At 59.1% G+C, this 23,468-nt stretch carries 21 protein-coding genes, 1 tRNA gene and 1 pseudogene; 9 read left to right on the top strand and 14 right to left on the bottom strand.

The window, feature by feature from the left end:
• Window positions 1-482 precede the first annotated feature (482 nt).
• Window positions 483-1,229: a DUF128 domain-containing protein gene (locus tag R6Y96_RS10140; RefSeq protein ID WP_318621328.1), complete on the top strand. Its 747-nt coding sequence runs from the start codon at window positions 483-485 to the stop codon at window positions 1,227-1,229.
• On the opposite strand, the gene R6Y96_RS10135 is transcribed toward R6Y96_RS10140, so the two are convergent.
• The gene (locus R6Y96_RS10135; RefSeq protein ID WP_318621327.1) at window positions 1,180-1,995 is read right to left on the bottom strand and encodes a TrmB family transcriptional regulator; all 816 of its coding nucleotides are present in this window, start codon (window positions 1,993-1,995) and stop codon (window positions 1,180-1,182) included. The two genes, R6Y96_RS10140 and R6Y96_RS10135, sit on opposite strands and share 50 nt — an antisense overlap.
• A gap of 67 nt (window positions 1,996-2,062) precedes the next feature.
• Between R6Y96_RS10135 and R6Y96_RS10130 the strand changes: the two genes are divergently transcribed.
• Both R6Y96_RS10130 and R6Y96_RS10125 read left to right on the top strand, forming a co-directional pair.
• A complete protein-coding gene (locus tag R6Y96_RS10130; RefSeq protein ID WP_318621325.1) occupies window positions 2,063-3,343 on the top strand; it encodes a COG1361 S-layer family protein in 1,281 nt (426 codons plus the stop codon).
• Window positions 3,343-4,071 carry a glucose-6-phosphate isomerase family protein gene (locus tag R6Y96_RS10125; RefSeq protein ID WP_318621323.1) on the top strand — a complete coding sequence of 243 codons (729 nt, stop codon included), beginning with the start codon at window positions 3,343-3,345 and terminating at the stop codon, window positions 4,069-4,071. The genes R6Y96_RS10130 and R6Y96_RS10125 overlap by 1 nt, the downstream gene beginning before the upstream one ends.
• Before the next feature lie 152 nt (window positions 4,072-4,223).
• Here R6Y96_RS10125 and R6Y96_RS10120 read toward each other — a convergent pair whose 3' ends face one another.
• Together R6Y96_RS10120 and infB are read right to left on the bottom strand one after the other, a co-directional pair.
• Entirely contained in the window at window positions 4,224-4,622 is a 399-nt protein-coding gene (locus R6Y96_RS10120) for a 30S ribosomal protein S6e (protein ID WP_318621322.1), read from the bottom strand.
• A gap of 89 nt (window positions 4,623-4,711) precedes the next feature.
• Window positions 4,712-6,493 (bottom strand): translation initiation factor IF-2, encoded by a 1,782-nt coding sequence (gene infB, locus R6Y96_RS10115; RefSeq protein WP_318621321.1) that lies wholly within the window; start codon window positions 6,491-6,493, stop codon window positions 4,712-4,714.
• 276 nt (window positions 6,494-6,769) lie between these two features.
• On the opposite strand from infB, the gene R6Y96_RS10110 reads away from it, so the two are divergent.
• Together R6Y96_RS10110 and dapF are read left to right on the top strand one after the other, a co-directional pair.
• Window positions 6,770-6,842 (top strand) — tRNA-His (locus R6Y96_RS10110).
• An 89-nt stretch (window positions 6,843-6,931) separates the two neighbouring features.
• Entirely contained in the window at window positions 6,932-7,750 is an 819-nt protein-coding gene (gene dapF / locus R6Y96_RS10105; RefSeq protein WP_318621320.1) for a diaminopimelate epimerase, read from the top strand.
• On the opposite strand, the gene radB is transcribed toward dapF, so the two are convergent.
• Together radB and larC are read right to left on the bottom strand one after the other, a co-directional pair.
• Complete coding sequence (gene radB / locus R6Y96_RS10100) at window positions 7,737-8,414, bottom strand: DNA repair and recombination protein RadB (RefSeq protein WP_318621318.1); 678 nt, start codon at window positions 8,412-8,414, stop codon at window positions 7,737-7,739. The two genes, dapF and radB, sit on opposite strands and share 14 nt — an antisense overlap.
• A complete protein-coding gene (larC, locus tag R6Y96_RS10095; protein ID WP_318621316.1) occupies window positions 8,411-9,607 on the bottom strand; it encodes a nickel pincer cofactor biosynthesis protein LarC in 1,197 nt (398 codons plus the stop codon). The genes radB and larC overlap by 4 nt, the downstream gene beginning before the upstream one ends.
• A 46-nt stretch (window positions 9,608-9,653) precedes the next feature.
• On the opposite strand from larC, the gene R6Y96_RS10090 reads away from it, so the two are divergent.
• Complete coding sequence (locus R6Y96_RS10090; RefSeq protein ID WP_318621314.1) at window positions 9,654-12,071, top strand: CDC48 family AAA ATPase; 2,418 nt, start codon at window positions 9,654-9,656, stop codon at window positions 12,069-12,071.
• 196 nt (window positions 12,072-12,267) lie between these two features.
• Here R6Y96_RS10090 and R6Y96_RS10085 read toward each other — a convergent pair whose 3' ends face one another.
• From R6Y96_RS10085 to R6Y96_RS10075, 3 genes and pseudogenes are all read right to left on the bottom strand, one after another.
• Complete coding sequence (locus tag R6Y96_RS10085; protein WP_404810339.1) at window positions 12,268-13,017, bottom strand: FeoB small GTPase domain-containing protein; 750 nt, start codon at window positions 13,015-13,017, stop codon at window positions 12,268-12,270.
• Window positions 12,999-13,124, bottom strand: a pseudogene (locus R6Y96_RS10440) (FeoA domain-containing protein); the annotation flags it as partial. The gene R6Y96_RS10085 and the pseudogene R6Y96_RS10440, both read right to left, overlap by 19 nt.
• Complete coding sequence (locus R6Y96_RS10075; RefSeq protein ID WP_318621310.1) at window positions 13,124-13,387, bottom strand: FeoA family protein; 264 nt, start codon at window positions 13,385-13,387, stop codon at window positions 13,124-13,126. The gene R6Y96_RS10075 and the pseudogene R6Y96_RS10440, both read right to left, overlap by 1 nt.
• A gap of 180 nt (window positions 13,388-13,567) precedes the next feature.
• On the opposite strand from R6Y96_RS10075, the gene R6Y96_RS10070 reads away from it, so the two are divergent.
• Together R6Y96_RS10070 and R6Y96_RS10065 are read left to right on the top strand one after the other, a co-directional pair.
• Window positions 13,568-15,151: a class I adenylate-forming enzyme family protein gene (locus tag R6Y96_RS10070; protein ID WP_318621308.1), complete on the top strand. Its 1,584-nt coding sequence runs from the start codon at window positions 13,568-13,570 to the stop codon at window positions 15,149-15,151.
• Window positions 15,152-15,191: 40 nt separating this feature from the next.
• Window positions 15,192-15,776 carry an RAD55 family ATPase gene (locus R6Y96_RS10065; protein WP_318621306.1) on the top strand — a complete coding sequence of 195 codons (585 nt, stop codon included), beginning with the start codon at window positions 15,192-15,194 and terminating at the stop codon, window positions 15,774-15,776.
• On the opposite strand, the gene R6Y96_RS10060 is transcribed toward R6Y96_RS10065, so the two are convergent.
• From R6Y96_RS10060 to R6Y96_RS10040, 5 genes are all read right to left on the bottom strand, one after another.
• The gene (locus R6Y96_RS10060) at window positions 15,773-16,675 is read right to left on the bottom strand and encodes a methionine synthase (RefSeq protein ID WP_318621304.1); all 903 of its coding nucleotides are present in this window, start codon (window positions 16,673-16,675) and stop codon (window positions 15,773-15,775) included. The two genes, R6Y96_RS10065 and R6Y96_RS10060, sit on opposite strands and share 4 nt — an antisense overlap.
• 54 nt (window positions 16,676-16,729) lie before the next feature.
• Window positions 16,730-18,019, bottom strand: a complete 1,290-nt coding sequence (aspS, locus tag R6Y96_RS10055; protein ID WP_318621302.1) for an aspartate--tRNA(Asn) ligase — start codon at window positions 18,017-18,019, stop codon at window positions 16,730-16,732.
• A gap of 105 nt (window positions 18,020-18,124) precedes the next feature.
• Window positions 18,125-18,667: a pyruvoyl-dependent arginine decarboxylase gene (locus tag R6Y96_RS10050; RefSeq protein WP_318621300.1), complete on the bottom strand. Its 543-nt coding sequence runs from the start codon at window positions 18,665-18,667 to the stop codon at window positions 18,125-18,127.
• Between the two features lie 405 nt (window positions 18,668-19,072).
• Window positions 19,073-19,975: a 2-phospho-L-lactate transferase gene (gene cofD / locus R6Y96_RS10045; RefSeq protein ID WP_318621297.1), complete on the bottom strand. Its 903-nt coding sequence runs from the start codon at window positions 19,973-19,975 to the stop codon at window positions 19,073-19,075.
• A gap of 372 nt (window positions 19,976-20,347) precedes the next feature.
• On the bottom strand, window positions 20,348-21,286 hold the full coding sequence (locus R6Y96_RS10040) for a 2-phospho-L-lactate transferase CofD family protein (protein ID WP_318621294.1): 939 nt from the start codon (window positions 21,284-21,286) through the stop codon (window positions 20,348-20,350).
• A 302-nt stretch (window positions 21,287-21,588) separates the two neighbouring features.
• Here R6Y96_RS10040 and R6Y96_RS10035 point away from each other — a divergent pair, with 302 nt between their 5' ends.
• Entirely contained in the window at window positions 21,589-22,185 is a 597-nt protein-coding gene (locus tag R6Y96_RS10035; protein ID WP_318621293.1) for an ABC transporter ATP-binding protein, read from the top strand.
• Between the two features lie 166 nt (window positions 22,186-22,351).
• On the opposite strand, the gene R6Y96_RS10030 is transcribed toward R6Y96_RS10035, so the two are convergent.
• Complete coding sequence (locus R6Y96_RS10030; protein WP_318621292.1) at window positions 22,352-23,149, bottom strand: sulfite exporter TauE/SafE family protein; 798 nt, start codon at window positions 23,147-23,149, stop codon at window positions 22,352-22,354.
• Window positions 23,150-23,468: the final 319 nt, after the last annotated feature.

Below are 23,468 nucleotides of genomic sequence, written 5' to 3'. Positions count from 1 at the left end.
CTTCCCCCTCCCCGCGTGGCGGTTCTCCATAGATACAGTATCCGTGAGGAGACCCTCTCTTCACGGTCTCACCTGGTAATCCCTTGAAATCCCATATCCATCCATGGACACGGCCATCGGGTCAATCGCCACAGACTGCTCGCCCCCCTCTCAGTGGCGGTTGCTCAGTAACAAAAGATGTTTCAGCGCGGTGATTATTGAGCATCAAACCATGATCAAACTGGTTTGACGGCCTCGAAGGTGAGGGCGGGGGTGCAGAGATAACGACAGCGGTACGTGAAGGGCCGATGGCCAATCTCGAAAACCTGCAGGGAGTTGAGAGCATCGTCCTCCTCAACGTTGACGGCGAACTCCCAGAATGCAGCCTGGCTGCCGTGAGGTGATGAATCGGATCGAGGGCCGAAAAGAAGCCTGCAGCCCGAATGAGGTTCACCTGATCCTGAAGGCAACCCTTTTTCCCCTGCTGCGGCAGAAGTCTGGTAATGCATGCTCCCCTGAAGTTTACCAACCACAGCATCGAGGAATACGCGTTCAAGGTAACCTACCGCCCGGAGGAGAATGCGGGGAAGGTGATCTACAACCTCTCGGTTATCGAGAGCCGAGACCTCGAGTTCACAATCTCCATCATGAAGGAGGCGCACCGGCAGGGCATCACCATCAGCGACAGGCTGCTCATCGCCGGTCCGGGAGAGCAGGTTGACGGCTACACCGTGGCTGAAGGTCGAAACGCCATATGCACGATCTGCAGCATCACCTTTGATGCCCTCCTCATCCAGCGGGGGATTCCGCTCAACCCCATCGGGGGCGGGACAGTCGAGATCGAAGGGAGGACACCCCGCCGGTTCACAAGCATGATCCTCTACCGCGATACCACGCTCGATCCCCTGGAGGTCCTGATATCCCAGGAGATAACGTCGATCCTGGATGTAATGCGGCACGGGACTGGAAACATCCTTGCAAACATCCGGGAATGCCATATGGAGGCCGAGCACCTCCTGGAGACGGTGCTCGACGAACTATCCGGATACGGTTTCTCCGGCATCCTGGATCTCGGCGCTCCAAATCTCCCGCTGCTCGGTGTCCCTGTGAGTCCGCAGTACCTGGGCGTGGCATTCGTCGGGGGCACGAACACCATGGCGGCGCTCAGGGAAGCAGGAAAGCCTGTGGTGACCCGGGCGCTCAAGGGGTTGATCGATATACAGAAGATGGGTTACCTGGCTGATTATTGACCACCGTCATTGCCCATTCCTTGACCGTGTTGATATGCCGCTGCACAAAGAGGAGAAGCCCCCCCGACTCCGAGTAGAGAGCAGACGGCTGGCCGTCAACCTCTCCCACCCAGACCAGCGCGCGGGCGTCATCCACCAGGAAGACGCCTGACCTCTCGTAGGGCAGCAGTTTCCCCGGAGAACTTGCCAGAGGCAGGAGACGGAGCCTGAACCGCGGCGGCATCTCACCCTCCCAGCGGGCGGTGATGATCTCAACCTCCACCGCGTCTGGAAGGGATTCAAGCAGGGGGAGGAGAGTCTCGCGCAGGAGATGCCGGGTCGCAAGCACCTCCACGCTTTTTTCCGCGCTGCGGAAGATATCCGCAAGCCGGGTCTTGATATTCTCCTCGCCGTAGATCGTCCAGATCAGCTCCCGGGCACCCCGGTCTATCAGTTCTTTTTCCCGGTAGAAGACCTCAAGGGCCTCCCGTGCGCTCTCCGCATCGCTCCTGATCTTGCGCATAAGGTTCTCGATACCCTGCGCAGGGGGGACAGCGTCGAAGCGCTTTGGCATCGTGTGGGAGACTATGACCAGTTCTTTCTGGACAAGGTGGTCGAGAACCGGGTAGACGGATGCGCGCGGCACACCGGAGATCTCGTGAACCTCCGTTGCCGTCGCGTCCGCAACCCTCAGAAGACCTATATAAACCAGGGCTTCGTACTTCGTAAGACCCAGGGATTTCAGCGACTCGATCAGGGGGGCAGGAACTTCCCGGGAAGCCGTCATTCCATCATGTATATATACAGTTTGGCAATAAATGTTGTTGTTAACATAACAACAACAGGGTGAAGAGATGCGTTTGAACTACATACCTCTCCTGGTGCTCCTGCTGGCACTCCTGGCCGTTGCGCCCGGCTCGGCGCAGGGCGTCAAGTACCTCTACGGGAGCCCCGATCTCTCTGCATCGATCGCCGGCACAAACGAGTTTGCACCCGGGGACGAGACCGCGGTCACGGTCACCATATCCAACAGCGGCCTGAATACCGTCAAGATCGCCGTCCCGTCGATGCCTCCAGATGACCAGCCGAACACAGCAAAACTGGCCACCGTGGCGCTGAAGAGTGGAGATGCGCCGTTCACCGTCAAGACAGACCCGCAGTTTGTGGGCGACATCAGGGGCGGTTCATCTGTGATCGCCACATTCAACATGAAGGTAGCGGACTCGGCAAAACCCGGCACATACACGCTGCCGCTTGATGTGACCTACACCTACATGGAGACGATGGATGATTACACCGATTTACTCCGCTACAACTACATCGAGAAGACCGTGACCCTGCCACTAGAGGTTCGTGTCACCCCTGACCTCAGGGTCGAGGTTCTTGACGTGCGCACCGAATCGCTGAACGTCGGCACCGAGGGCTACGTCTACATGACCATAAAGAACGTCGGGCACGATATTGGCGAGAATGCCATCGTAAAGATCGCGAGAAGCGGAACAAGCCCCCTCATCCCCACCGACGGCAGCGCCTACATAGGGACGTTTGAACCGGGAGAAACGGTTGACGTGAAGTTCAAGGTCTCGGTTGCCAACACCGCCGAAGAGCAGTCCTACCCACTGGATGTTGCGGTAACCTATGAGAACTACGAAGGTGAGACGGTGACATCAAAGGCGGTGACGGTGGGGCTTCCGGTCGGCGGCAAGATCGACTTTGAGGTGGTCTCACCGCCCACAACCCTCTACCTGGGTCAGAAGAGCGTCCTCGAGGTCGTGTATAAGAACGTCGGGGCGGCGCCGGTCTACAGCGCTCAGGCCCGTATCAGTGCTGTCGACCCATTCACGAGCAGCGATGACACCGCTTACCTCGGCGACCTCGCTCCCGGCGAGACTGCAACGGCACGGTTTGAGGTGAACGTCGATACCGATGCCACCGAGAAGGAGTATGGGATCGATTCTGAGATCCGTTACCGCGATGCACTCGACAACAGCAAGATATCCGACACCATAAAGGTGGAGGTTGTGCTCGAGCGCAGACAGGGTGCTTTCTTCACAAACCCCATCTTCATCATCGTCGTTCTGGCTGTTATCATCGGGGCAGGGTATTATATACTCGTGTACCGTAAGAAACACTGATGAACGGCTGCTGGGACGGACCAATACCGGAGCCGCAGGTAAGGACGATCGAGGATATGCGGGATGTGCTTGCAGATCCCGACTGCACCTCTGATCAACCCCTCTATTTTATGTATCGGGATCTCGCCAGGAGCAGGAGTGACCGGGAGTGGCTCCGGCAGCACCATATCCGCTACGACATCACCGTCATCCCGGCTCGCGTTCTCTGCGGGGAGTATGTCAAGACGAAGGGGCACTACCACCCCCGGAACGCTGCAGGGGAGTATTATCCTGAGGTCTACGAGGTTCTCAAAGGCAGGGGACACTACCTCCTCCAGACATGCACTGCCGATGACGTTGTGATGATCGAGGCCTCCATCGGCGAGAAGGTCCTGATCCCGCCAGGCTACGGCCACGTGACCATAAACCCCGGGAGGGAGGAACTCGTTATGGCAAACCTGGTTTCCTCGGATTTTTCCAGCGATTACGGCCCCTACATTGAAAAGCGTGGTGCAGCCTACTACGAGATGGAAGGGGGGGCGCTGGTGAAGAACCCTCGCTATCCAGACGCTCCGCCGGTGCGCTGCTGCGACCCGGTTGAGGTTCCGGAGATCGGGATCAGGAGAGGATGCGGGCTTTACGATCTCGTCGGGCAGCCCCGTTTGGTTGCGTTCTTAAACCGTCCCGAAGAGTTCATGGGGGTCATGGCTGGTGCTCTCCGGAGAGTCCCGCAGCGGGGGCGTCGCTGAAGGCGATATCGCCTGGATGGCCAACTCCCTGCCACCATCGCAGGAATACGGATAACACCGCCATGATGTATGGGGCCGTGGCCCTGCCGTGCTGCTTGATATTCTCAGAAGAGCCCGGATACTGCCGGTAGACCAGAAAATAGGGATTTCGTTTACTCGGCTGCCGCTTCCGGACGGTTGAAGTATTCATCCAGGGGCTTTGAACCGCGCTGTGTCACAACGGCGTTGACCTGGACGATATCAGCACTGATCTCGTTGCCGCGCACTGATTTCCTCCGGCGCTCACCCTCTCTCACGGGGTGGAACCCGACACCCCTGGATAGGAGGAGCCTTCTGCGTGCCGGCCCTGGAAGGTCGCGGCGCGCGGGAATACCTGTTCGATCGGAGGCGCCGGTGATCCGGATCCTGTAGCCTGCAAAACCGAGAACACCACCCTCGATCTCCTCACCTATGCGCCTGCCTATGAGTGCCCCTGCGGCGGGACCGGTCGCATCGATCTTGTATGAACGCCCGGTCTCCCGGTCGGATAGAACTATTTTGAACTCTGCCATCTTGACGACTCCTTCAAAACTACCTATACACTTTGAGAATATGGTATTAAAAGACTACCTCTGCGCGGGCTGAAACTCACGAAGTGGTTTCACTTCCCCCAGAAAGGGTTTTCCCGGCGTTTGATAGCGGTGAACTCCTCCAGGGTCTCGCGGAGGTCAGGGCGCAGGTTATCTAGCATCTCGCGCTCGATCACCTTCACATGCCGTTCAGGTATATCAACGTAGAGTTCGTCATCGACATTGATCTGGCGGCCGACTGTTGGCCCATCGATCGAGATCGCCACCTCTTTACCCGCCTCAGCTTCCTGGATGGTCTCGTTCCTCTCCTGGATCTGTTTGATCCGGCCCACCTTCTTCCCCTCTGGCAGGACAAGGTCAACCCCGCTCTGGAGTTTCCCGCCGAGGACACGGACACCCACCACCGCCGGGTTGCTCTGCCGGAAGATGCAATTTGGAAGGATCCGGATCCTGGCAGGCATGATCACCTTCTCAAACCTCTGCCGTTCGAGTTCCTGTTTCTTCTCCTCCCGCCACTCGATGTAGTCGTCGATCAGCTGGTAGATAACCCCACCCTCAAATATGCTGACATGGGACATCGACGTGTCTGCCAGAGCGTCGATCGCGTCCGGCAGGACCGGGGTGCTGAAGGCTATGATCGCGCTGTAGAGGGGATCCCTGATAGTCCCGGCCTCAATGACGTCATGGCGGGTGACCGGGCCAACGGCTGCCCGCATAACCTGGATCTGGTGGCTATCGAGTTCTTTTGATAGAGCTTCAAGGGCCCCGATGGTGTCTGCCCGTATGATGACACCTGTATCCGAGAGTTTCACCTGGATATCCTGGACCTCGTGGCGGACCTGTTCGATCACCTCGTCCCGGTTCCCGCCCCGGACGACACGGAGTGGGGAACCCGCTATTACATCGGCGAGCTTCGGGGCGGCGACCTTTATACCCGCCGCTGCGGTGACAGATCTGACCCGCTCGAACCGCTCTTCGACCAGTATATCGCTCATCGGCCGGGGTTTTAAGAGTGAACGCACTTTTGTCTCGACGATCTGGTCGTTTCCTGCGACGACGATATCGTCTCCGACCCTGAGCGTGCCGTCGTAGAGGATAACATCGAGTGTCATCCCGAGCCCGCGCTCTTCCGTCACCTCAAGCACCGTGCCGGCGCCGGGGCCATCGGCGGTGACCCTGAGGCTCCCGGTCATGTAGCGCTGGGCAAGCCCTATCAGCATCATCAGGATGTCCGGAATACCCTCGCCAGTGAGGGCACTTGTGGGGACGATGCAGATGTTCCGCGCGAAGTCCGAGACCCGGTCGAAACGCTCGGAGTTGAAACCGAGGTCGGAGAGTTTGCCGACAAGTTCGTAGACCCGTGTCTCGAGCACCCCCTGGACACGCTCGTTCTGTTGTGCAAACGTCTTTAAAAATGGCTGCCCCTCATGGACGCGCCAGCCGTGTATGCGGTCGATCTTGTTTGCCGCGATCACAAAAGGCGTCCTGTAGTTGCGAAGGATCTGGAGCGCCTCGATCGTCTGAGGGCGGAACCCCTCGTTGATGTCCACGACCACGATCGCCATATCGGCGAGCGCTCCACCGCGCGCACGCAGCGTGGTGAAGGCATGATGCCCCGGGGTATCTATGAAGAGGAGGCCCGGAACGTTGATGTTGACCCTGCTCAGCGCCCCGCTCATGCGTATTATTGCATCGATTGGAACGAGAGTGGCGCCGATATGCTGCGTAATTGCACCTTCTTCGGTGGATACCACGGATGAGCCCCGGATCCTGTCAAGGAGGGACGTTTTGCCGTGATCCACGTGCCCCATCACGCAGACGATGGGCGTTCTGATCGCTGATTGGTTAGCCATGATAATCACCTGCAGTATATTGTGTGGACAAATTAACCCGAAAAGCCTGTGACATTGACCTCGAACCCTCCAGAACCACGCCAGGATCTGGATTGGTTCTGCTGACAATTGGGCGTCAACAGATGCCTGATACTGGTACGTTATAGAGCATGGACACTATTAACTTGTGGTGGTGAGTGGAGAGAGGAAGAAGTTACCGTTCGAGAGGCGCGGAAGACGTCTACAGGGGGAGGGATACCTTAATCAAACCCGACTTCCAACTATCATGAGTACTTTGCCAGGGTGGGGTAGCTGGTTATCCTAAGGGACTGTGGATCCCTCGACCCGGGTTCGAATCTCGGCCCTGGCCTCTCTTTGTCGTGGTTCTGGGTGTTGCATTCCAGCAGGCAACACGGTTTATCACCCGCTGCTCCAAATGATTACAGAAGAGGGTACACCATGGAGATCACGTTCACCAAACTGCATGGAAACGGCAACGACTTCATCCTGATCGATGAATTCGATCAGGAGATAATCCCCGAAGAGATGAAAGGAACTTTTGCAGCTCTCTACTGCGACCGCCGGTTTGGCATCGGTGCTGACGGCGTCCTCTACCTCCAGCCGTCTGATAAAGCGGATATCCGGATGAGACTCTTTCAGCCCGACAAGAGCGAGGCCGCCATGTGCGGAAACGGCATCCGCTGTCTCGCAAAATACGCCTACGACGCCGGTTATGTCAGAGAGCCCTGCACAGTAGAGACCGGGGCCGGGGGTGTACCGGTGAGGATGGGTTATGCGGATGACGAGTTCAGCGCGACTATCTCCATGCCAGAACCGGCTTTTGAGCGCAGCGCAATCCCCGCCACGGGGAGAGGGGATTACCGTGAGGAGATCTGCGGGTTTACCGTTTATGCCGCAAACATCGGTGTTCCGCACGCTGTTATCTTTGTCGACGATATCGACTCTGTAGAGATCGAGATCTTCGCCCCACCAATCCGGCACCACCCCACATTCCCGGAGGGTGCAAACGTCAACTTTGCCGAGAAAGTCGCGTTCGATAAGATCCGGATCAGGACTTTTGAGCGCGGCGTTGAGTGCGAGACCGCGAGCTGCGGCACCGGCGCCACCGCCTCAGCGGCGGTTGGCCGTCGTCTTGGCCTTGTCGGGGATACGGTGCAGGTGGAGACGAGAGGCGGCCCGCTCGTGATCCGGTTTGGTGAGACTGTTACAATGGAAGGCCCGGCGGAGACAGTTTTTTCGGGCGTTATAACGTTCTGATTCCCTCGCCGGTGATAGCAAAATCGAACGAGAGTCCTTCCGGTCGGGACCGGTGTTTCAGAAGAACCGCCCGCCGGACACTCTCTCTCCTTTCAAGCCGAACTATGGCCTTCGAGAGGTGTTCAAGCGCCGTCCCCCCAAGACCGGCCACACGGTCGCGTTCCACGTCCATGTAGATCTGGTTTGTGATCAGCACGGGGATCTCGTACTTCCTTGCAAGCCCGAGGAGTTTTATCATGTGGTGCGAGAGTTTCCGCAACGCCTCCCGTCCAAGGTCAAGCTCCATCCGGTAGAGGGCGGTCGCCGAGTCCATCACCACCAGGTCCACCGGGGCCTTCCCGGCCTTCTTGAGCAGCGCCTCGGTATCGGCGATCATCGCTCCCTGCTGGGTGAAATCAAGCGGTTCAAAGAGGTACAGCCGTTCCGCGAGTTCACCTGCATCCCCGCCAGCGATCTGCGAAAACCGCTCCACCGAGAACCCCTCGGTGTCGATGTAGACGACCGAGTTCCCTGCCTTAAGGGTGGCCACCGTCGCCATCAGGCAGAAGACGCTCTTCCCGCTTGCCGGTTCGCCGTAGATCTGGGTGATGGCGCCACGCTCCAGCCCGCCGCCGAGGAGGCCGTCAAGGGCCTGGTTCCCGGTGCTGACCCGCTCAGTTTTCATGGGTCGAGCACACCCTGCTCGATGAAGAGGCGGCGGGCGGTTGCCTCCGCCCTTGTGGCAATCTCCCTGAAAGGAAGTCCCGTCTCCCGTGCGCACCGTGCCACCTGCTCATACTCCGCCTTTATGGACGTGATCCTGCCTTCCGACCATCCGCACTTCACATCGATCCACCACTCCTGCCCCCCAAACCTCACCTTAACGCTCTCGATCGTCCGTTCAGCAACTGCACGGTGAACCATCGGGAGGCAGCGTATCCCGAGTGTCCCGAGTTCCCGTGCCATCACCGCCGTGAGATGGTCTGTGGCCGCCGGCGGGGAGATCACCCTGACGATATGGCCGCTGCGCCCTTTCTTCATCAACACGGGTATGGCGGTTGCATCCCGTGCCCCCTCCTCCATCAGGCGGCCCAGGGTGTAGGTGAGCATCTCCCCCGTCACGTCGTCCACGTTTGTCTCCAGTATATCGATCTGGTCGGACCCTCTGTTATCTTCCTCCGTTTCAAGGAGCATCGCCCGGAGGACGTTAGGTCTTTCCGCCGGGTTTCTGCTGCCCGCGCCATAGCCGACCGCCCTGATACTCGCCGGGCCCAGTTCGTCCGGCCGGATCGTCGAGAACTCGGAGAGGAGCGCGGCTCCCGTTGGGGTGCAGAGTTCCCGTTCTTCGCCCCCGGGAACCATCTGCAGACGAGATTCGGCAAGGATCGCCACCGTAGCCGGGGCGGGGATGGGGAAGATACCGTGAGCTCCAACCGAAAAACCGCGGCCGAGCGCCAGGGGCAGGACAGCGACGCCATCCGGGGCCAGGCTGTGTAGAGCGGTGCACGCCCCCACCACGTCGGCTATGGCATCGTCTGCACCCACCTCGTGGAAATGCGCTCCCGCCCCGTGGATGCTCTCCTCCGCCCGGTGTATCCGGAGAAAGACTTTTCGTGCCATCTCCAGCGCCTCTTTCGGGGCGTCGCTCCCTGCCAGGCGGTCGAGCACCTCATCCAGGGTGCGGTGCTGCGCGGTGGCATGCGTCATCACCTGCACCGCCCGGATACCACAGCGGCCTACCCGTTCGATTGTCGGCTCCCCGACGACGGAGCGCATGGCTGTCCGGACAGCCTCTTCATCGGCCCCGAGGTCGAGGAGGGATCCGATTACCATATCGCCTGCGGCTCCGTTGAACGGATCGAAGAGAACTACGTTCATGCGACTCCAGTACCTATAAATTCCCGAAATATAAGAACTAGAGGTAATGCCCGAGATATACTTGAAGGTAGATAGCGCTTACCCGGAGGATCAGGGGGCAGGCAAGGCACGGCTTGACCCCGATACCATGCTGCACCTCCGGCTCAACCCTGGAGACCTTGTCGCCATCGAAGGAAAACGGCGCACCGTAGCGAAGGTCTGGCGCGCCATGGTGAACGACTGGCACCAGGGCAAAGTCAGGATCGATAACTTCACCCGGTTAAACGCCGGCGCGAGCATAGGCGACCGTGTCAGGGTGCGAACACTCGATGAGGAGATCGAGGCTAAACGGGTTGTGCTTGCTCCTCCCGAAGACCTCCCCAAGCACCTCCCCATCAACTACGGCAGCGTCGTCAACAGGCTGATCGACTTCCCGGTCGTCAGGGATGATTCCGTGCCTATCCAGGTGGGGCTGCCATTCATGCAGCCTCAAATTGTCGCTTTCAAGGCGGTGGTGGTCGAGCCGGAGAACGCCGTGATAATCACCAGGAACACAAAGATCGAGTTCTCAGAGAAGCCTGCGGCCGGTTTTGAGGGTGTCAGGAGGATCAGCTACGAGGATATCGGCGGCCTGAAAGATGAGTTGCAGCGCGTTCGCGAGACGATTGAGCTCCCTATGCGCCATCCGGAGATCTTTCGCAAGCTTGGTATCGAGCCTCCAAAAGGCGTCCTCCTCTACGGTCCGCCCGGCACCGGAAAGACCCTCATTGCAAAGGCTGTTGCAAGCGAGAGCGGAGCACACTTCATCTCGATTGCAGGCCCCGAGGTGATCTCGAAGTATTACGGTGAGAGCGAGCAGAGGCTCCGTGAGGTCTTTGAGGACGCACGGCAGCATGCTCCTGCGATCATCTTTATCGACGAACTCGACTCGATCGCCCCCCGGCGCGAGGAGGTGACCGGAGAGGTTGAGCGGCGCGTTGTTGCCCAGCTCCTAACGATGATGGACGGGCTTGAAGAGCGGGGACAGGTCGTGGTGATAGGGGCCACAAACCGGATCGATGCCATCGACCCCGCCCTCCGCCGCCCCGGGCGGTTTGATCGCGAGATCGAGATCGGTGTGCCATCTGAAGACGATCGATCCCAGGTGCTCCAGATACACACACGCGGCATGCCGCTTGCAGATGACGTTCTGATCGAAGAGATCGCCAGGCAGACTCATGGGTTTGTCGGGGCGGACCTTGCCGCCCTGGCGCGTGAGGCCGCTATAAAGGCGTTGCGCCGCTACCTCCCCGAGATCGACCTGGAGACAGACGAGATCCCGGTGGAGATCCTGGAGATGATGGAGGTGCAGGCCAGGGACTTCCGTGAGGCCCTTCGCGAGGTGGGGCCAAGCGCCATGCGGGAGATTCTCCTCGAGGTCCCGCACGTCTCCTGGGAGGATGTCGGCGGGCTGGAGGAGGCGAAACGGGATGTCCGTGAGGCGGTGGAGTATCCCCTGACCCGGCGGGAGCAGTTTGAGAATCTGGGTATAGAGCCTCCAAAGGGCGTCCTCCTCTACGGCCCACCGGGGACGGGAAAGACCCTCATTGCAAAGGCAGTCGCCAGTGAGAGCGGGGCAAACTTTGTACCGATAAAGGGTCCCCAGCTCCTCTCCAAATGGGTCGGCGAGAGCGAACGGGCGGTTCGTGAGGTCTTCAAGAAGGCCCGGCAGGTGGCACCGTCCATAATCTTCTTTGACGAACTTGATGCCCTCACTCCTGCCCGTGGCGGCGGCACCGAGTCGCATGTCACGGAGAGCGTTTTGAACCAGATCCTCACCGAGATCGATGGGCTCGAGGAACTGCGGGGCGTGGTGGTTATGGGGGCGACAAACCGCCCTGATATGGTCGATCCGGCACTGCTGCGACCTGGGCGGTTCGACCGGCTCGTCTACATCGGCGAACCAGGGCGGGAGGACAGGGAGAAGATCCTCAGCATCCATACCCGTTACATGCCGATCGAGGGTTCGACCATGCATGAACTTGTTGAGATGACCGGAGGTTTCTCCGAGAGCGATCTCGAAGACCTGGTTCTCGCTATCGGAGCAAACCGGCAGGTGAGTCTCGATGAGATAAGGGAGCACCTTGCTGCGATCACGCCGGACGGCAAAGAAGGTCTCAAGCCTTATCTCCGGCGAAAGAAAATTGTCGAACTCTTCTCCCGCGAGAAGATAACCCTCGATGACCCGGTGCGTTCACACCTCGTCATGAGGGTGGCGGCCGACACCGAGGGTTTTGTCGGCTCAGATCTCGAGGCGCTCGCACGGGAAGCGGCAATGCTTGCCATGCGGGAAGGCGCTACGGTAGTGAGCCAGACGCACTTTGATCGGGCACGGGAGAGTGTGCATGCGACGATGAACGAGCGGGTGCGAGAGTATTACCAGAAGATCCAGCATCACTTCAAGGGCGGGCTGCCGAAAGAGACCCAGCCGCTCGAATACCAATAGGGGTGTCCCGGCACCCGGAAAACTCCTTTTTGTAGCGTGAGCGGTCCCGTTCCAGCGGAAGCCGGAAAAGGAGAAGGCCTCCTATCCCCTCATCGCCGGCCGTGCCGAACCACGATGAACGCAAGCGCCGCGAGCGGGACCACCCAGGCTGCCGTTGCTTTCTGCGTGGGAAGGGGGGAGTGCTCCGCGCTCCCGGTCATTGCCTCAGCTTTGAGCCAGTCAACCGCGTAAGCGAGGTGGACGTCCTCCCCGGCCATCGCCCGCGCCAGAGTATCCCTGTCGAGTGGCACCCGCACCGTCGGCGCCACCCCGCCGATGCGGGGTGCGTTGCTGTCCACCTGGATCCGGCCGCTTTCATCGAGCGATGCTCCCGAGAGGGAGCGTCGGGCCGATCGACTCGATGCCAAATGCCCCATTCGTCCCGTACCACGAGACAATCGCGCCCGTTCCGGATTGTGTATGGGCTTACAAGGATGGCGACCGGGCCGTCGTAACGGTTGGGCCGGGGCTGTGTCCAGGACTCCCAGAGGACCGCGGGCTTCCCGGTCCCGGGGTCGTAGAAGATCGGGATCCCCAGGGACGCAGAAAGCCTCTCATGGTCTATCTCGTCACCCTGCGCCCTGGCAAGATCGACCAGGTTCAGGGCGATGACCATCGGCACCCCGAGTTCGGCAACCTGGAGCGTCAGGTAGAGGTTCCGCTCCATGTTTGTCGCATCAACGACCTGGACGACGACGTCCGGATTTCCTTCGAGGATGAAATCCCTGGCGATGATCTCATCCGCAGAGTAGGCCGTAAGGCTGTAGGTTCCGGGGAGGTCTACTACCTCGATATCATACCCGTTGCGGCTGAGCCGGCCGGTCTTCTTCTCCACGGGCACCGCCAACCGAGACGATGACTGAAACCCCGATCCGCAGAGACGACCTTTACCCGGACATCCGGGCAGAAACCCATCCCGAAGAGACGGGTCTGCAGCCCTTTGCCGGCCCTGAACCCGGCGACCCTCGCCACAGTTCCCGGAGCCAGGAACACCAGCGGGCAGACGCTCTCCATCATTGCCCCTCCAGGGCGACCTCGACCAGACCCGCTTCGGCACGCCGCAGCGAGAGGCAGTAGCCTTTCACCCGGTATTCTACAGGGTCACCGAGAGGTGCGGCCCGGATCACGTCCACCTCGGCCCCCGGAACCATGCCCATGGCAAGCATACGCTTCCTGAGAGAACCAAAGGCACGGATGCCTATGATCCGGGAGCGGCATCCCGGCTCGAGATGATCGAGCGAGGTTATCCCCGTATGATCGGCTGAATTAGATTTCATGGGATATTCTCTCTTATTCGGCCGATACAACCCCGATCCGAAAGATTTCTGGATCTAAGTCTCCATGTCGAAGATCTTTTGGATCTCAGACGAATTCCGAAAACCGGGGTCAACTCGTCCTGCCACTACCATGAACAATTATATGCACTGAAGTGCATACATGTCACAAGGAGTTCTCTCATGCCGAACTGCACCACATTCCTCGACGCCAACGCCTCCAGCCCCTCAAGGGTTGCTCTCATCGTCCCCTCAACAGGGGAGGGTTACACCCGCGCCGAACTCCTTGATCTGGTCTCCAGGGTAGGGCGCGGGTTCCAGGGCCTCGGTATCACCCCCGGGGAACGGGTCTGTATCTACCTCGACACCTCAACCGAGTACCTGCTGAGTTATCTGGCCCTCTGGCGCATCGGTGCAGTTGCAGTCCCCACGAACCGGGTCTACCGGGAGAACGAGTTGCTCTACGCTCTTCGTGACGCCGGCGCCGCTGCGGTCATCACCGACGTCGATGGTATGGCAGTTGTCGGCCGCATCAGGGAGCATGTGCCAGGACTCCGGCACATCATCGCGGTCGGTGGGGAGGAGGCGGGGGCTGCAACCCCCTGGTCTGAACTCCTCGTGTCGCCACCGGGACTTCGCGCCGTCAACTGCCGATTTGACGACCTCTGCCAGATTCAGTATACCTCCGGGACTACGGGGAGACCCAAAGGCGCCATGCTCACCCACGGCAACTGGATCGCCGCAATGGACGCCGAGCGGGACGTCCTCGGCCTCACAGACCGGGACGCCTACCTGGGGATATACCCGATGGGGCACGTCGGGATCAGCTGGGGCATATCCGCCCTCCGGGCCGGTGCAACCTATATCGTCATGGAACGGTTCGATCTCGACCGCTACATTGAACTAGCCCGGAAATACCGTGCGACGATCGTCGCCGGTATGCCCCCTGTAATCCACTCCCTCCTCCAGACACCGCCAGGGACGGAGGAGGCGCTTACCACAGTCAGGGCGATGATCAGCGGCGGCGGACCTCTGACACCTGCTATATGGAAACCCTTCCACGAACGTTTCAGGATCCCGATCGTCAACGCTTACGGCCTCTCTGAGACGATCGTCGTCGGTACAGGAACCGCCATCCGCCCTGAACACTACGCGACCGCCGACGAGTTCCGGAGCGTCGGTACCCCGGTCGGGTTCTCGGAGGTGAAGATAGTCGATGCAAACGACTCCGCGCGAGAACTTCGAGCCGGCGAGGATGGCGAGATAGCCCTCCGGGGACCGGCTGTGGCGCTTGGCTACTGGCAGATGCCGGCGGAGACCGCCGATGTCTTTCTTCCCGACGGCTGGTTCCTGACGGGCGACATAGGCCACCTGGACGAGAACGGGATGCTATATCTCACCGACCGCAAGAAGGACATGATCGTCATGTCCGGCTGGAAGGTCTACCCGACCGAGGTGGAGGATGTCCTTCTTCAGCACCACGGCGTCCGCGACGCTGCGGTCTTCGGGTGTCCTGACGAGCACCGAGGCGAGGTCCCGGTAGCCGTGGTGATCCCCGCCGGAAACGGGGTTACCCCCGAGGATATCATCGCCTTTGCCCGGGAGCGTCTTGCGGGATACAAGGTCCCCCGCCGTGTCATCTTTGTCGATGAGATCCCCCGTGTAAACGGCTGGAAACTGCTCCGCAAACGTCTCCAGGAAGACTACTGTGATGCATGCATCCAGGGCGGACGCTCGTATGCAGGAGTGCAGTTATTAAGGCAATAAATGCAAAGGATCCTCTCAAGGATATAACCGGGGCATCCATGTGGCAGGCAGCACCAAACGTTCTACAGGTATTGCAGGTCTGGACCTTGCGCTCGATGGCGGGTTCCCTGCGGGCGCCCGTATAGTCATCTCCGGGTCGCCGCTGAGCGGTCTTGAACTCCTTGCACGGCAGTTCTGGCAGGAAGGAGGGCGCACAGGCGCCTATCTGATGCTTGACGCCCTGCCGGGAGATGGGATGGTCGATGCACGGGGTATGAGCCTTGAAGAGATGGTTTCTGCGATGAGCGGGGAGAGAATCATCGTGGACTCGTTATCCACACTGATCGTCACCCTCGGGATCGAGGCTGTCACAAGGTTTGTCGTCGAAGACACCGGAGCCCTTATCGGCGAAGGGTCAAGCATCGTCTACCTCCTCTACGCAAACCACCACACCGCCTTTGAGGAGGCGCGGGTCATGCGCGCCACCGACATCTTCATCACCCTGCGCCAGGAGATCCACGGCAACGAGTTCGAACGGACGCTTGCCATCGAGAAGTTCAGGGACGAGGACGTGCCGCGGCGTGTGATACCCTACAACATCATGGCAGAGGGTATCGAGTTATCGACGACAAGCAGGGTCTTTTAGCCCGGGTGTTCCGCCCGGGCAAGCCTCGCGGCAGCAACCATATTCTTCAGTTTTCCGGATGCCGCTTCACGCGTCTGCATCCTTAGACCGCAGTCGGGATCGATGAGCATTGTCGCCGGTGAGAACACCTCGATACCCATCTCAATCCTCTTGTGGATCGTCTCGACGCTCTCGATGCCGGGGTCGGCCGAATCCACACAGCCGTAGCCGATCATCCGGCCGTGCAGGTCTTTTTTAGAGATGATCTCACGGTTGTGCGGGTTGTTTGAGAACTCAAAATCGAAGATCTCAACATTCACCCGGAGGATCTCGTCGATAACATCCCCCAGGTTCCCGCAGACGTGAAGACAGACCGGCACCCGGAGCCTCCCGGCGATAGCGTTCACGGCCTCGCGGCCGACGGTGAGGTTTGCCGCTCCGGTGGAGAAGATGGGCTCGTCAATCTGGATGAGCGCAACACCGGCGTTCTGGAGGTGCTCCGCCTCGGCTGCAAGCGCCTGCGCAAGATCCAGGATAAGTTCCTCCCTGTCGCGGTAGAACGTGGTCCCGATCGAGAGGCCGTATGCGAGGGTGCTTGGCCCTGTGAGGATCCCTTTCACTTTCGGGTGTCGGGAGAGGGCGTACTTCGTGTCGGCTAGTGTGATTGGTTGCCTTGCCGGCTGCACCTTTCCGACGACCGCCGCCCCACGGATGCCCGGGAGGTGAGATGTGAACGCATGGATCATGTCCCCCCGGACCTGACCGTCGGATATGATATCGATCCCGGCGGCGATCTGGTCGTCTACCGCTACCTCCACCGCGTGTTTCAGCGGGTCAACAAAAGCCATAAGCCCCGAGCCTTTCACCACGGGATAGCTCCCGACCACTGTAGTCGGGAGATGCATTGCGGTCAGGGTCATCGTCTCAGCACCAGCAGTGATAGATCGATCCGTCAGTTCCAGGCTTTATAACCCTCATGGTGTCAGCCTGTGCCGGTCGCGCGGGAAGAGCACCGCCTCACGGATGTTTGACAGATCGAGCATCGTCATCACCAGACGCTCGATGCCAAGCCCCCAGCCGGCATGCGGAGGCATACCGTATCGGAACGTCCTCAGGTAGAACTCGAAACTCTCAGTTGATAACCCTTTTGCACGGATCCGCTCCACCAGAAGGTCGTGATCGTGGATGCGCTGGGCGCCGGAGGCAAGTTCCATGCGGGGGTGCATCAGGTCGAACGCCTTGCAGAATGCCGGCCGATCCGGGTATGGCATCGCGTAGTAGGGCCGAATATCGGTTGGCCAGTCAACGATGAAGTAATGACCTCCCATACTCTCGCCGATCGCTCGTTCGGCTGCCGGTGTGAGGTCGTCGCCAAAGGAGATCTTCTCCTCGATGCTGCGGTTTGCAATCTCTATCGCCTCCAGGTATGGTATCCTTGGGAACGGTCTTTCCGGGATTGCGAGATCGATCCCGATCTCCGCCAGGTCATCTGCGCAGTTCTTTGCGACGGATCCATATATATGAACAATCAGATCCTCGAGAAGTCCCATGACGTCGTTGTGGTCGGCAAACGAGACCTCGATATCGAGCGACGTGGCTTCATTAAGGTGCCTGACGGTGTTATGCTCTTCGGCGCGGAAGATTGGGCCGATCTCAAATACCGCCTCGAACCCTGCAGCCATCAGCATCTGTTTGTAAAGTTGCGGGCTCTGGTTTAAGAACGCCTCTTTCTCAAAGTAGGCGATCGGAAAGAGTTCGGTGCCTCCCTCGGTGGCTGCAGCGACGATCTTCGGGGTGGTGATGTTGATGCAGCCTCTGGAGGCGAGGAACTCTGTCGCGGCGCAGGTCAAGGCGGATCGGATGAAAAAGATGGCACGGACACGTGGTTTCCTCGCGTCAAGAAACCTGGAGTCGAGCCGCGTGTCCATGTCAGCCGGAACCTTCTCGACGACGTCGAGCGGGAGCGGGGTCTCTGCCAGGTTGATGATCTCGAGATAATCGGGGACTATCTCGCGCCCGCCCGGTGCTTTATCGATTGCCTTAACACTGCCTCTTACCCTGACCACAGACTCTCTTGAGACGCTCCTGGCGACCTCAAGGATCTCCGCCGGGACATTCTTCTTCGGCATGGTCACCTGAATGATACCGGTCCGGTCACGGATCAGGAAGAACGAAAGACCCCCGAGGTCGCGGACCTCATGCACCCAGCCGACGATCTCTGCAGACTCTATCTCCGGGGTTACGGCACGTATTGGTAGTCGCATCTGAAAAACCCGGGTACACTGTGGGCCCCGGAAGGTATTTTGTCTTGCGCTTATTGAAATGGAAAAAGAGAATATCCGGGCGGTCTGTCTTAAAAAGAAGACGGTTCAAAGGAAGACCGCTGCGGCGACGACAGTCGTCCAGCGGCCGTCCATAATCCCTTCCGCTGCCTGGCAGATATGTGTTGTACTTATGATCCGGCCACTTGCCTTGTAGATCTGTTCCCGCTCCTGCCACGCTTTGTCGGGGTCGAACTCTATTCCGAGCGTGGTGGCGAGCATGGTCGCTGCTAGGTCTTCTGCATATTCACCCGAGACCTCTTCGGTCTCACCGAAGGCGTGGTGCTCGGAGAGGTAGCCATAGGCATCGCTCTCCCTCGGCATCGCGTGGCCTATGGCGGCGGAGACCAGCCGGCTCGGTTCATTGGTCTCGTTCCGAGCCATGACAACATAGACGATGCTGCCAGGAGAGATCTCCCGCAACCCCTCCTCTTTTGAGATCAGCCGACAGTTTGGGGGAAAGATACTCGATACGTGGACCAGGTTGTACTTCTCGATACCAGCCTGCCTGAGTGCCAGTTCAAACGATGCCAGTTTGTCTTTGTGGATTCCCACACCCTTTGTAAAGAAACACTTGCTCGGAACGAACATCAGGGATCTTCTTATCGTTTGAATTTTTTAATATTTTCGGTTATAATCGTCACAAATCAAAAAATGCGGCGGATGTCTGTTCTTTTTCTGCTTAAGGCTGAAATTTAGTCTCGTATGAAGAAAATAAACGCGTAAAACCACGAATCACACCCCCCCAGGCGAAAGGAGATGACGCGGTCCAGACCGGCCGGTTCATCCCCACGGATGCCCGAACCTCTGTCCTGGCAGGTTCATTCATCCTGCCAGGGGGTCAGGATCTGATGTCTTGGGGGTGGTGGTTTCAGCACCGTATTATTCCTGAAGTTTGCCGCCAACCGCGCGCTGTCTGCAGCGGGGCCGGTAAGGTGGATCCGGCTGAGACTTTTCATCCGACCGGTCGCTGTTCGGGGGTGAAGAGGCGTGGGATCACCCATATATCAGGTTCAGGATGTTCTTTGCGAGGTCAAGGCTCTTCCCACGATTGAACATCAGCGTGTCCATGCGCAACCCCCCCTCGATCTCGACCGGGTCGCGGACGTCCTGGATGAAGATATCCATGAAGTCTTCGTAGAGACTGTAGGTCCCGGCCGATGAGGGTTCCCTCCCGAAGGCGCGCATCAGCGCCGCCGCCGGCCCGCTTATGGGGGCATCTCCGATGAACGGGCTGACGGCGATGACGTATTGACGGCTTAGCGCCTCCCGCACCCCGGCGCACTCGAGGATCGGTGATATGCTCGTGACCGGGTTGCCTGGACCGATAACCACAGCATCGCTTGCATCGATCGTATCCATAACCTCCTGTGTGGCAAGAGGTGTTTCGTTATATCTCCGGTAAACACCCTCAATCTCCACCTCGCCGCGGTGCTTCACCCAGTACTCCTGGAAATGCATCTCGCCGAGAGGCGTGCTGACATAGGTCGTCACGACGGAATCGGTCATCGGGAGAACGGTTGCCTGCACACCCAGACTGTGGCAGAGGATCCGCGTGATCTCCGTCAACCGCATGCCGCCTCGGAGCATCTCACCGCGAGCGGCATGGACGCTTCTATCCTGGTCGCCGATGGCGATGTACTCGTCGATACCGAACTTCGTCCGGAGTAGGTCGTGGGTTATGTACGAGTCGTTGCGAATCCCCCACCACCGCCCCGTATCCAGGATCCCCGCAAACAGGTAGATGACCGTATCGATGTCGGGCGAGAGATGGTTGCCTGTGATCCAGAGATCCTCGGCCGTGTTGACGACGACCGCAATCTCACGTTCTTCCAGCAGGTCCCGCATCCCGCGGAGGAGTTTTGGGGTTCCTGTCCCGCCCGAGAGAAAGGTTATCATTGACCAATTAGCGTATCGGGCCGATCTGTATATGAATTTTCCCAAACCTGCCGGATGAAGGGTGGCCATCTGCGAGAGACGCCATTCCGGTGAGTGACGGGGAAGAGCGGGTTCTTTCTCGTTTTTCCCGTCGGCCGGCAGAAACCTCATCTGCATCCCTGACAGGGTCTCCATGGGAGAGTCTTGCCATTCCACTTGCCCGCCAACGGAAATAAGGGCAGGAAGAGGGTCCGGTGGTAAGTGCAGGGGACTTCAACCTCAGTGAACTACCCCGCGCCTATCGGGCGTGGCTTGCTGCTTCATCCCCCACCCCACCGGGAGCGAGTCCACAGGTCCAACGGCGCGTCCTGCGCCTGGTATCATGTTGCCTGGTTATCGCAACACAGACAGAGTATTATTGGATGAATAAATTGCCTGGCGTATCACCGCCATGATATCCCAGGCGAGTGATTCCGCCTGCCGCCTGTGCAGGAGGCGCGTCTCAAGACGGAGCGACCCTTTCACCTCGTCGGGGTCGTTGACGTCCTGGACGAAGAGATCTACGAGATCCCCATAAAGCCGGGAGACCGCCGGGGCTGTCGCGGCCTCGCCGGCAGCGTACATCAGCGCGGCATCTTTCGGGTTCGGGCAGGCGTCCCCGCTAAACGGTGAGACCGCGACCACAAACTTATCGCCCAGGAGGTCGCGCATACCATCGCAGTCCAGGATGGGGAGGATGCACCTCACGGGGCTGGCAGGCCCGATCACGACGGCATCACTCGCCTCGATCACCGCCCGCACATCTTCCGTGACCGCCGGGGGTTCCGGAGCGGCCCGGAGAACCTCGCGGACCTCTGTTGCGGGGTCAGCGGTCATCCAGTAAACAGAGAGAGGCAGGAGTCCGGTGCCGGTATCGATGAAGATGGCGGCATCCCCGTCCGTCACCGGGAGGATCGCTGCCCCGATACTGAGCGAACGGCACTGCGCCTCCACCGCCTCCGTCAGGCTAAGCCCCCTGGAGAGGAGCCCTGCCCGCGCGATCTGGACGGCTCTGGCACGGTCACCGATAGGGAAGGGTTCGCCGCCACCGACCTTCGGGAGGTATGTGTGGGTGGTATAGGTGTCTCCTTTGATCCCCCACCACCGACCGGTATCCAGGATGCCCGCGAAGAGGAAGATGGCGGTATCAATGTCGGGTGCAAAATGGCCCCCGGAGACCTGGAGATCTCCGGCGGTGTTTGCGACCACGGCAATCTCGCGATCGTACATTATCTGCCTGAAGCCCTGGATAAGAGCGGCCGTTTCTGTTCCGCCGGAGAGGAATGTGATCATCTTAAGGCTACCTTTAACTTGTGGGGGTTTCCCTGATTAACATTTTTCACCCCATGCGGCAGCAGGAAGGGGCTTTTATCCCGCCTGAGGTTGATCCGCATAGACCTGACTATCGGTTAAATCCAGAGGTGTGATCCCCATATCTGAGCCCCGTTGAGATCCTCTCGTGAACTGTTGACCGCATTCCATTGGATTGTCCCCCATACGAGACACAGAAAATGGCGGGGCTCAGATTCAGCCACAAAATTTACCGTCAATCAACCTTTTTTAATATTCCCGGGCCAAAGTTATCACGACGTTTGATGAAAACAATTGAAGTTGATGGATTGAGCAAGAGCTTTGGCCATATCAAAGCCGTGGATAACATATCCTTTGATGTGGAGGAGGGGGAGTGTTTTGGTCTGCTCGGCCCCAACGGTGCGGGGAAGACGACGACACTCAAACTTCTAGCCACGGTGCTCAATCCCGACTCAGGTTCAGCCAGGATATACGGATACAGTATTCTCGACCAGAAGGATGAGGTCAGGGCAAACCTTGGCATGGTCTTCGAGGAGCCGAGTCTGGATGTCCAGCTTACGGGGAGGGACAATCTGGATTTTCATGCATGCATGTATCACATGCCCCGGGAGGAGAGGAGAAAGAGGATCGCCGAGGTCTTAAGGGCGGTGGGTCTTGAGGAGAGGGCGGACATACCGGTCAAGGATCCTGCAGTAGGGGTAGAGAGTTCGGAATTGCAGAAAAACGCGGCCCAGAACCTCTACTGCATCCCGGAGTTAGAGTCCATTGGCCGCGATCTGCTTCCAGCCCACAAAACGGAGGTAGGTGTTTTCACGGAGTCGTCTCTGTGCCGTCGCAAGTGCTTTTTCATTCGAGGTATGAGGCGACTGCGACCGCAATAAACGGAGTCTGTGAGGTGGGTGAACGCTTATTTTTGCCTGCCTGCTGTAAGATGAGATTCAGCGCACGCGAGCCGGGCCGGATCGGGGTGGGCCGCTTTTCTTTTTGGCTGGAGCATCCGCATAAATCCGCTCTCATTTGCTCATCCGGATCGCTGGCCGTTCTCCCTCATTCCAGAATCATGACGATTCCAAGGGCGATGACCAGCACGGTGAAGAATCGGCCGTAGAACCTCTCCAGGCCGGGTGTCTTTATCCTGCTCAGGTATCGCGGTCCAAGATACGCCCCTGTAGCTGCCCCCGCCGCAAGGAAGAGGGTGAGCCCCCAGTGAACCTGCCCGATCGCGAGGTGGCCGGTCAGACCTGCAACGGCGTTGAAGAGGAGGACGAATATGGATGTTCCAACCACTTTTACAGCAGGCAGCCCCATGAGGTACAGTCCAGCGATGACCGGCGGCGTTCCGCTAACCCCGAAGAGTCCTGCCATGGCGCCGGAAACGATGCCAAAGACCGTGCCCTCGACCGCCCTCACTGCCGTGAGGGGGCGTGAGGCCGCAGGGCTCTCGCCGGTGCCGGCACCCGCCCTCCTCCGGGCGCTGAAAAGCATTGGAATGCTCAGCACGATCATGAAGATGCCGAAGAGTTTTCCCATGAGTGGCGGAGGAATCATGCCCGATGCAAAGGCGCCGAAGAACGCACCGATGATCCCCCCAACGCCAAAGATCAAACCCAGGGGGACGTCCAGGTTGCCCTGGCGGTAATGGCCGAGAGAACCGAGGATGGTGGTCGGGATGATCGAGGCAAGGGAGGTGGCGACGGCGTACTGCGTCGGCACCTGAAAGATGAGTGTCAGGAGAGGCACGTAGAAGAAACCGCCACCGCCGCCGAAGACGCTCACCAGCAGACCGATGGTGAACCCGATCAGGATCAGCGGCAGGATCCACCATATGGTGAACTCAACAACCACCCTTGCAGGCGCACCTCCTCCAGTGCCACAGAACTGTTGTTGTAAACGGCCAGGCCATAACAGTCGCCATTAAGATCTTATCGCTTCAGTCCGATGAGGGTTTTGGAGAATCCTTCTTCCATCTTGCAAGCCCTCACCCAACCGCCCCCTTACCAGGCGATCTGCAGGTCTGTGGCGATGTACATGCCCCCCGGTCCCTCCCGGTAGAGTTTCATCAAACCAGCGTATGGCCTGAAGATATTGGTTTTATAGCCTCTCATGCGCGGAGGTAAACCTGTTGATATGTCTGGGTGTCTGAGGTTAATCATCGGTGGGTAAG

Source organism: Methanoculleus receptaculi (genome assembly GCF_033472595.1).
GTDB classification, from domain to species: Archaea; Halobacteriota; Methanomicrobia; order Methanomicrobiales; family Methanoculleaceae; genus Methanoculleus; species Methanoculleus receptaculi.
Note: the sequence above shows the minus strand (reverse complement) of the source record. Positions and strands in the feature narration are given on the sequence as shown.

Excerpts from the sequence above, each read along its gene's own strand:
- R6Y96_RS10140 (WP_318621328.1), top strand. The coding sequence starts at position 483 with ATGCATGCTCCCCTGAAGTTTACCAACCACAGCATCGAGGAATACGCG.
- R6Y96_RS10135 (WP_318621327.1), bottom strand. The coding sequence starts at position 1,995 with ATGACGGCTTCCCGGGAAGTTCCTGCCCCCCTGATCGAGTCGCTGAAA.
- R6Y96_RS10130 (WP_318621325.1), top strand. The coding sequence starts at position 2,063 with ATGCGTTTGAACTACATACCTCTCCTGGTGCTCCTGCTGGCACTCCTG.
- R6Y96_RS10125 (WP_318621323.1), top strand. The coding sequence starts at position 3,343 with ATGAACGGCTGCTGGGACGGACCAATACCGGAGCCGCAGGTAAGGACG.
- R6Y96_RS10120 (WP_318621322.1), bottom strand. The coding sequence starts at position 4,622 with ATGGCAGAGTTCAAAATAGTTCTATCCGACCGGGAGACCGGGCGTTCA.
- infB (WP_318621321.1), bottom strand. The coding sequence starts at position 6,493 with ATGGCTAACCAATCAGCGATCAGAACGCCCATCGTCTGCGTGATGGGG.
- dapF (WP_318621320.1), top strand. The coding sequence starts at position 6,932 with ATGGAGATCACGTTCACCAAACTGCATGGAAACGGCAACGACTTCATC.
- radB (WP_318621318.1), bottom strand. The coding sequence starts at position 8,414 with ATGAAAACTGAGCGGGTCAGCACCGGGAACCAGGCCCTTGACGGCCTC.
- larC (WP_318621316.1), bottom strand. The coding sequence starts at position 9,607 with ATGAACGTAGTTCTCTTCGATCCGTTCAACGGAGCCGCAGGCGATATG.
- R6Y96_RS10090 (WP_318621314.1), top strand. The coding sequence starts at position 9,654 with ATGCCCGAGATATACTTGAAGGTAGATAGCGCTTACCCGGAGGATCAG.
- R6Y96_RS10075 (WP_318621310.1), bottom strand. The coding sequence starts at position 13,387 with ATGAAATCTAATTCAGCCGATCATACGGGGATAACCTCGCTCGATCAT.
- R6Y96_RS10070 (WP_318621308.1), top strand. The coding sequence starts at position 13,568 with ATGCCGAACTGCACCACATTCCTCGACGCCAACGCCTCCAGCCCCTCA.
- R6Y96_RS10060 (WP_318621304.1), bottom strand. The coding sequence starts at position 16,675 with ATGACCCTGACCGCAATGCATCTCCCGACTACAGTGGTCGGGAGCTAT.
- aspS (WP_318621302.1), bottom strand. The coding sequence starts at position 18,019 with ATGCGACTACCAATACGTGCCGTAACCCCGGAGATAGAGTCTGCAGAG.
- R6Y96_RS10050 (WP_318621300.1), bottom strand. The coding sequence starts at position 18,667 with ATGTTCGTTCCGAGCAAGTGTTTCTTTACAAAGGGTGTGGGAATCCAC.
- cofD (WP_318621297.1), bottom strand. The coding sequence starts at position 19,975 with ATGATAACCTTTCTCTCGGGCGGGACAGGAACCCCAAAACTCCTCCGC.
- R6Y96_RS10040 (WP_318621294.1), bottom strand. The coding sequence starts at position 21,286 with ATGATCACATTCCTCTCCGGCGGAACAGAAACGGCCGCTCTTATCCAG.
- R6Y96_RS10035 (WP_318621293.1), top strand. The coding sequence starts at position 21,589 with ATGAAAACAATTGAAGTTGATGGATTGAGCAAGAGCTTTGGCCATATC.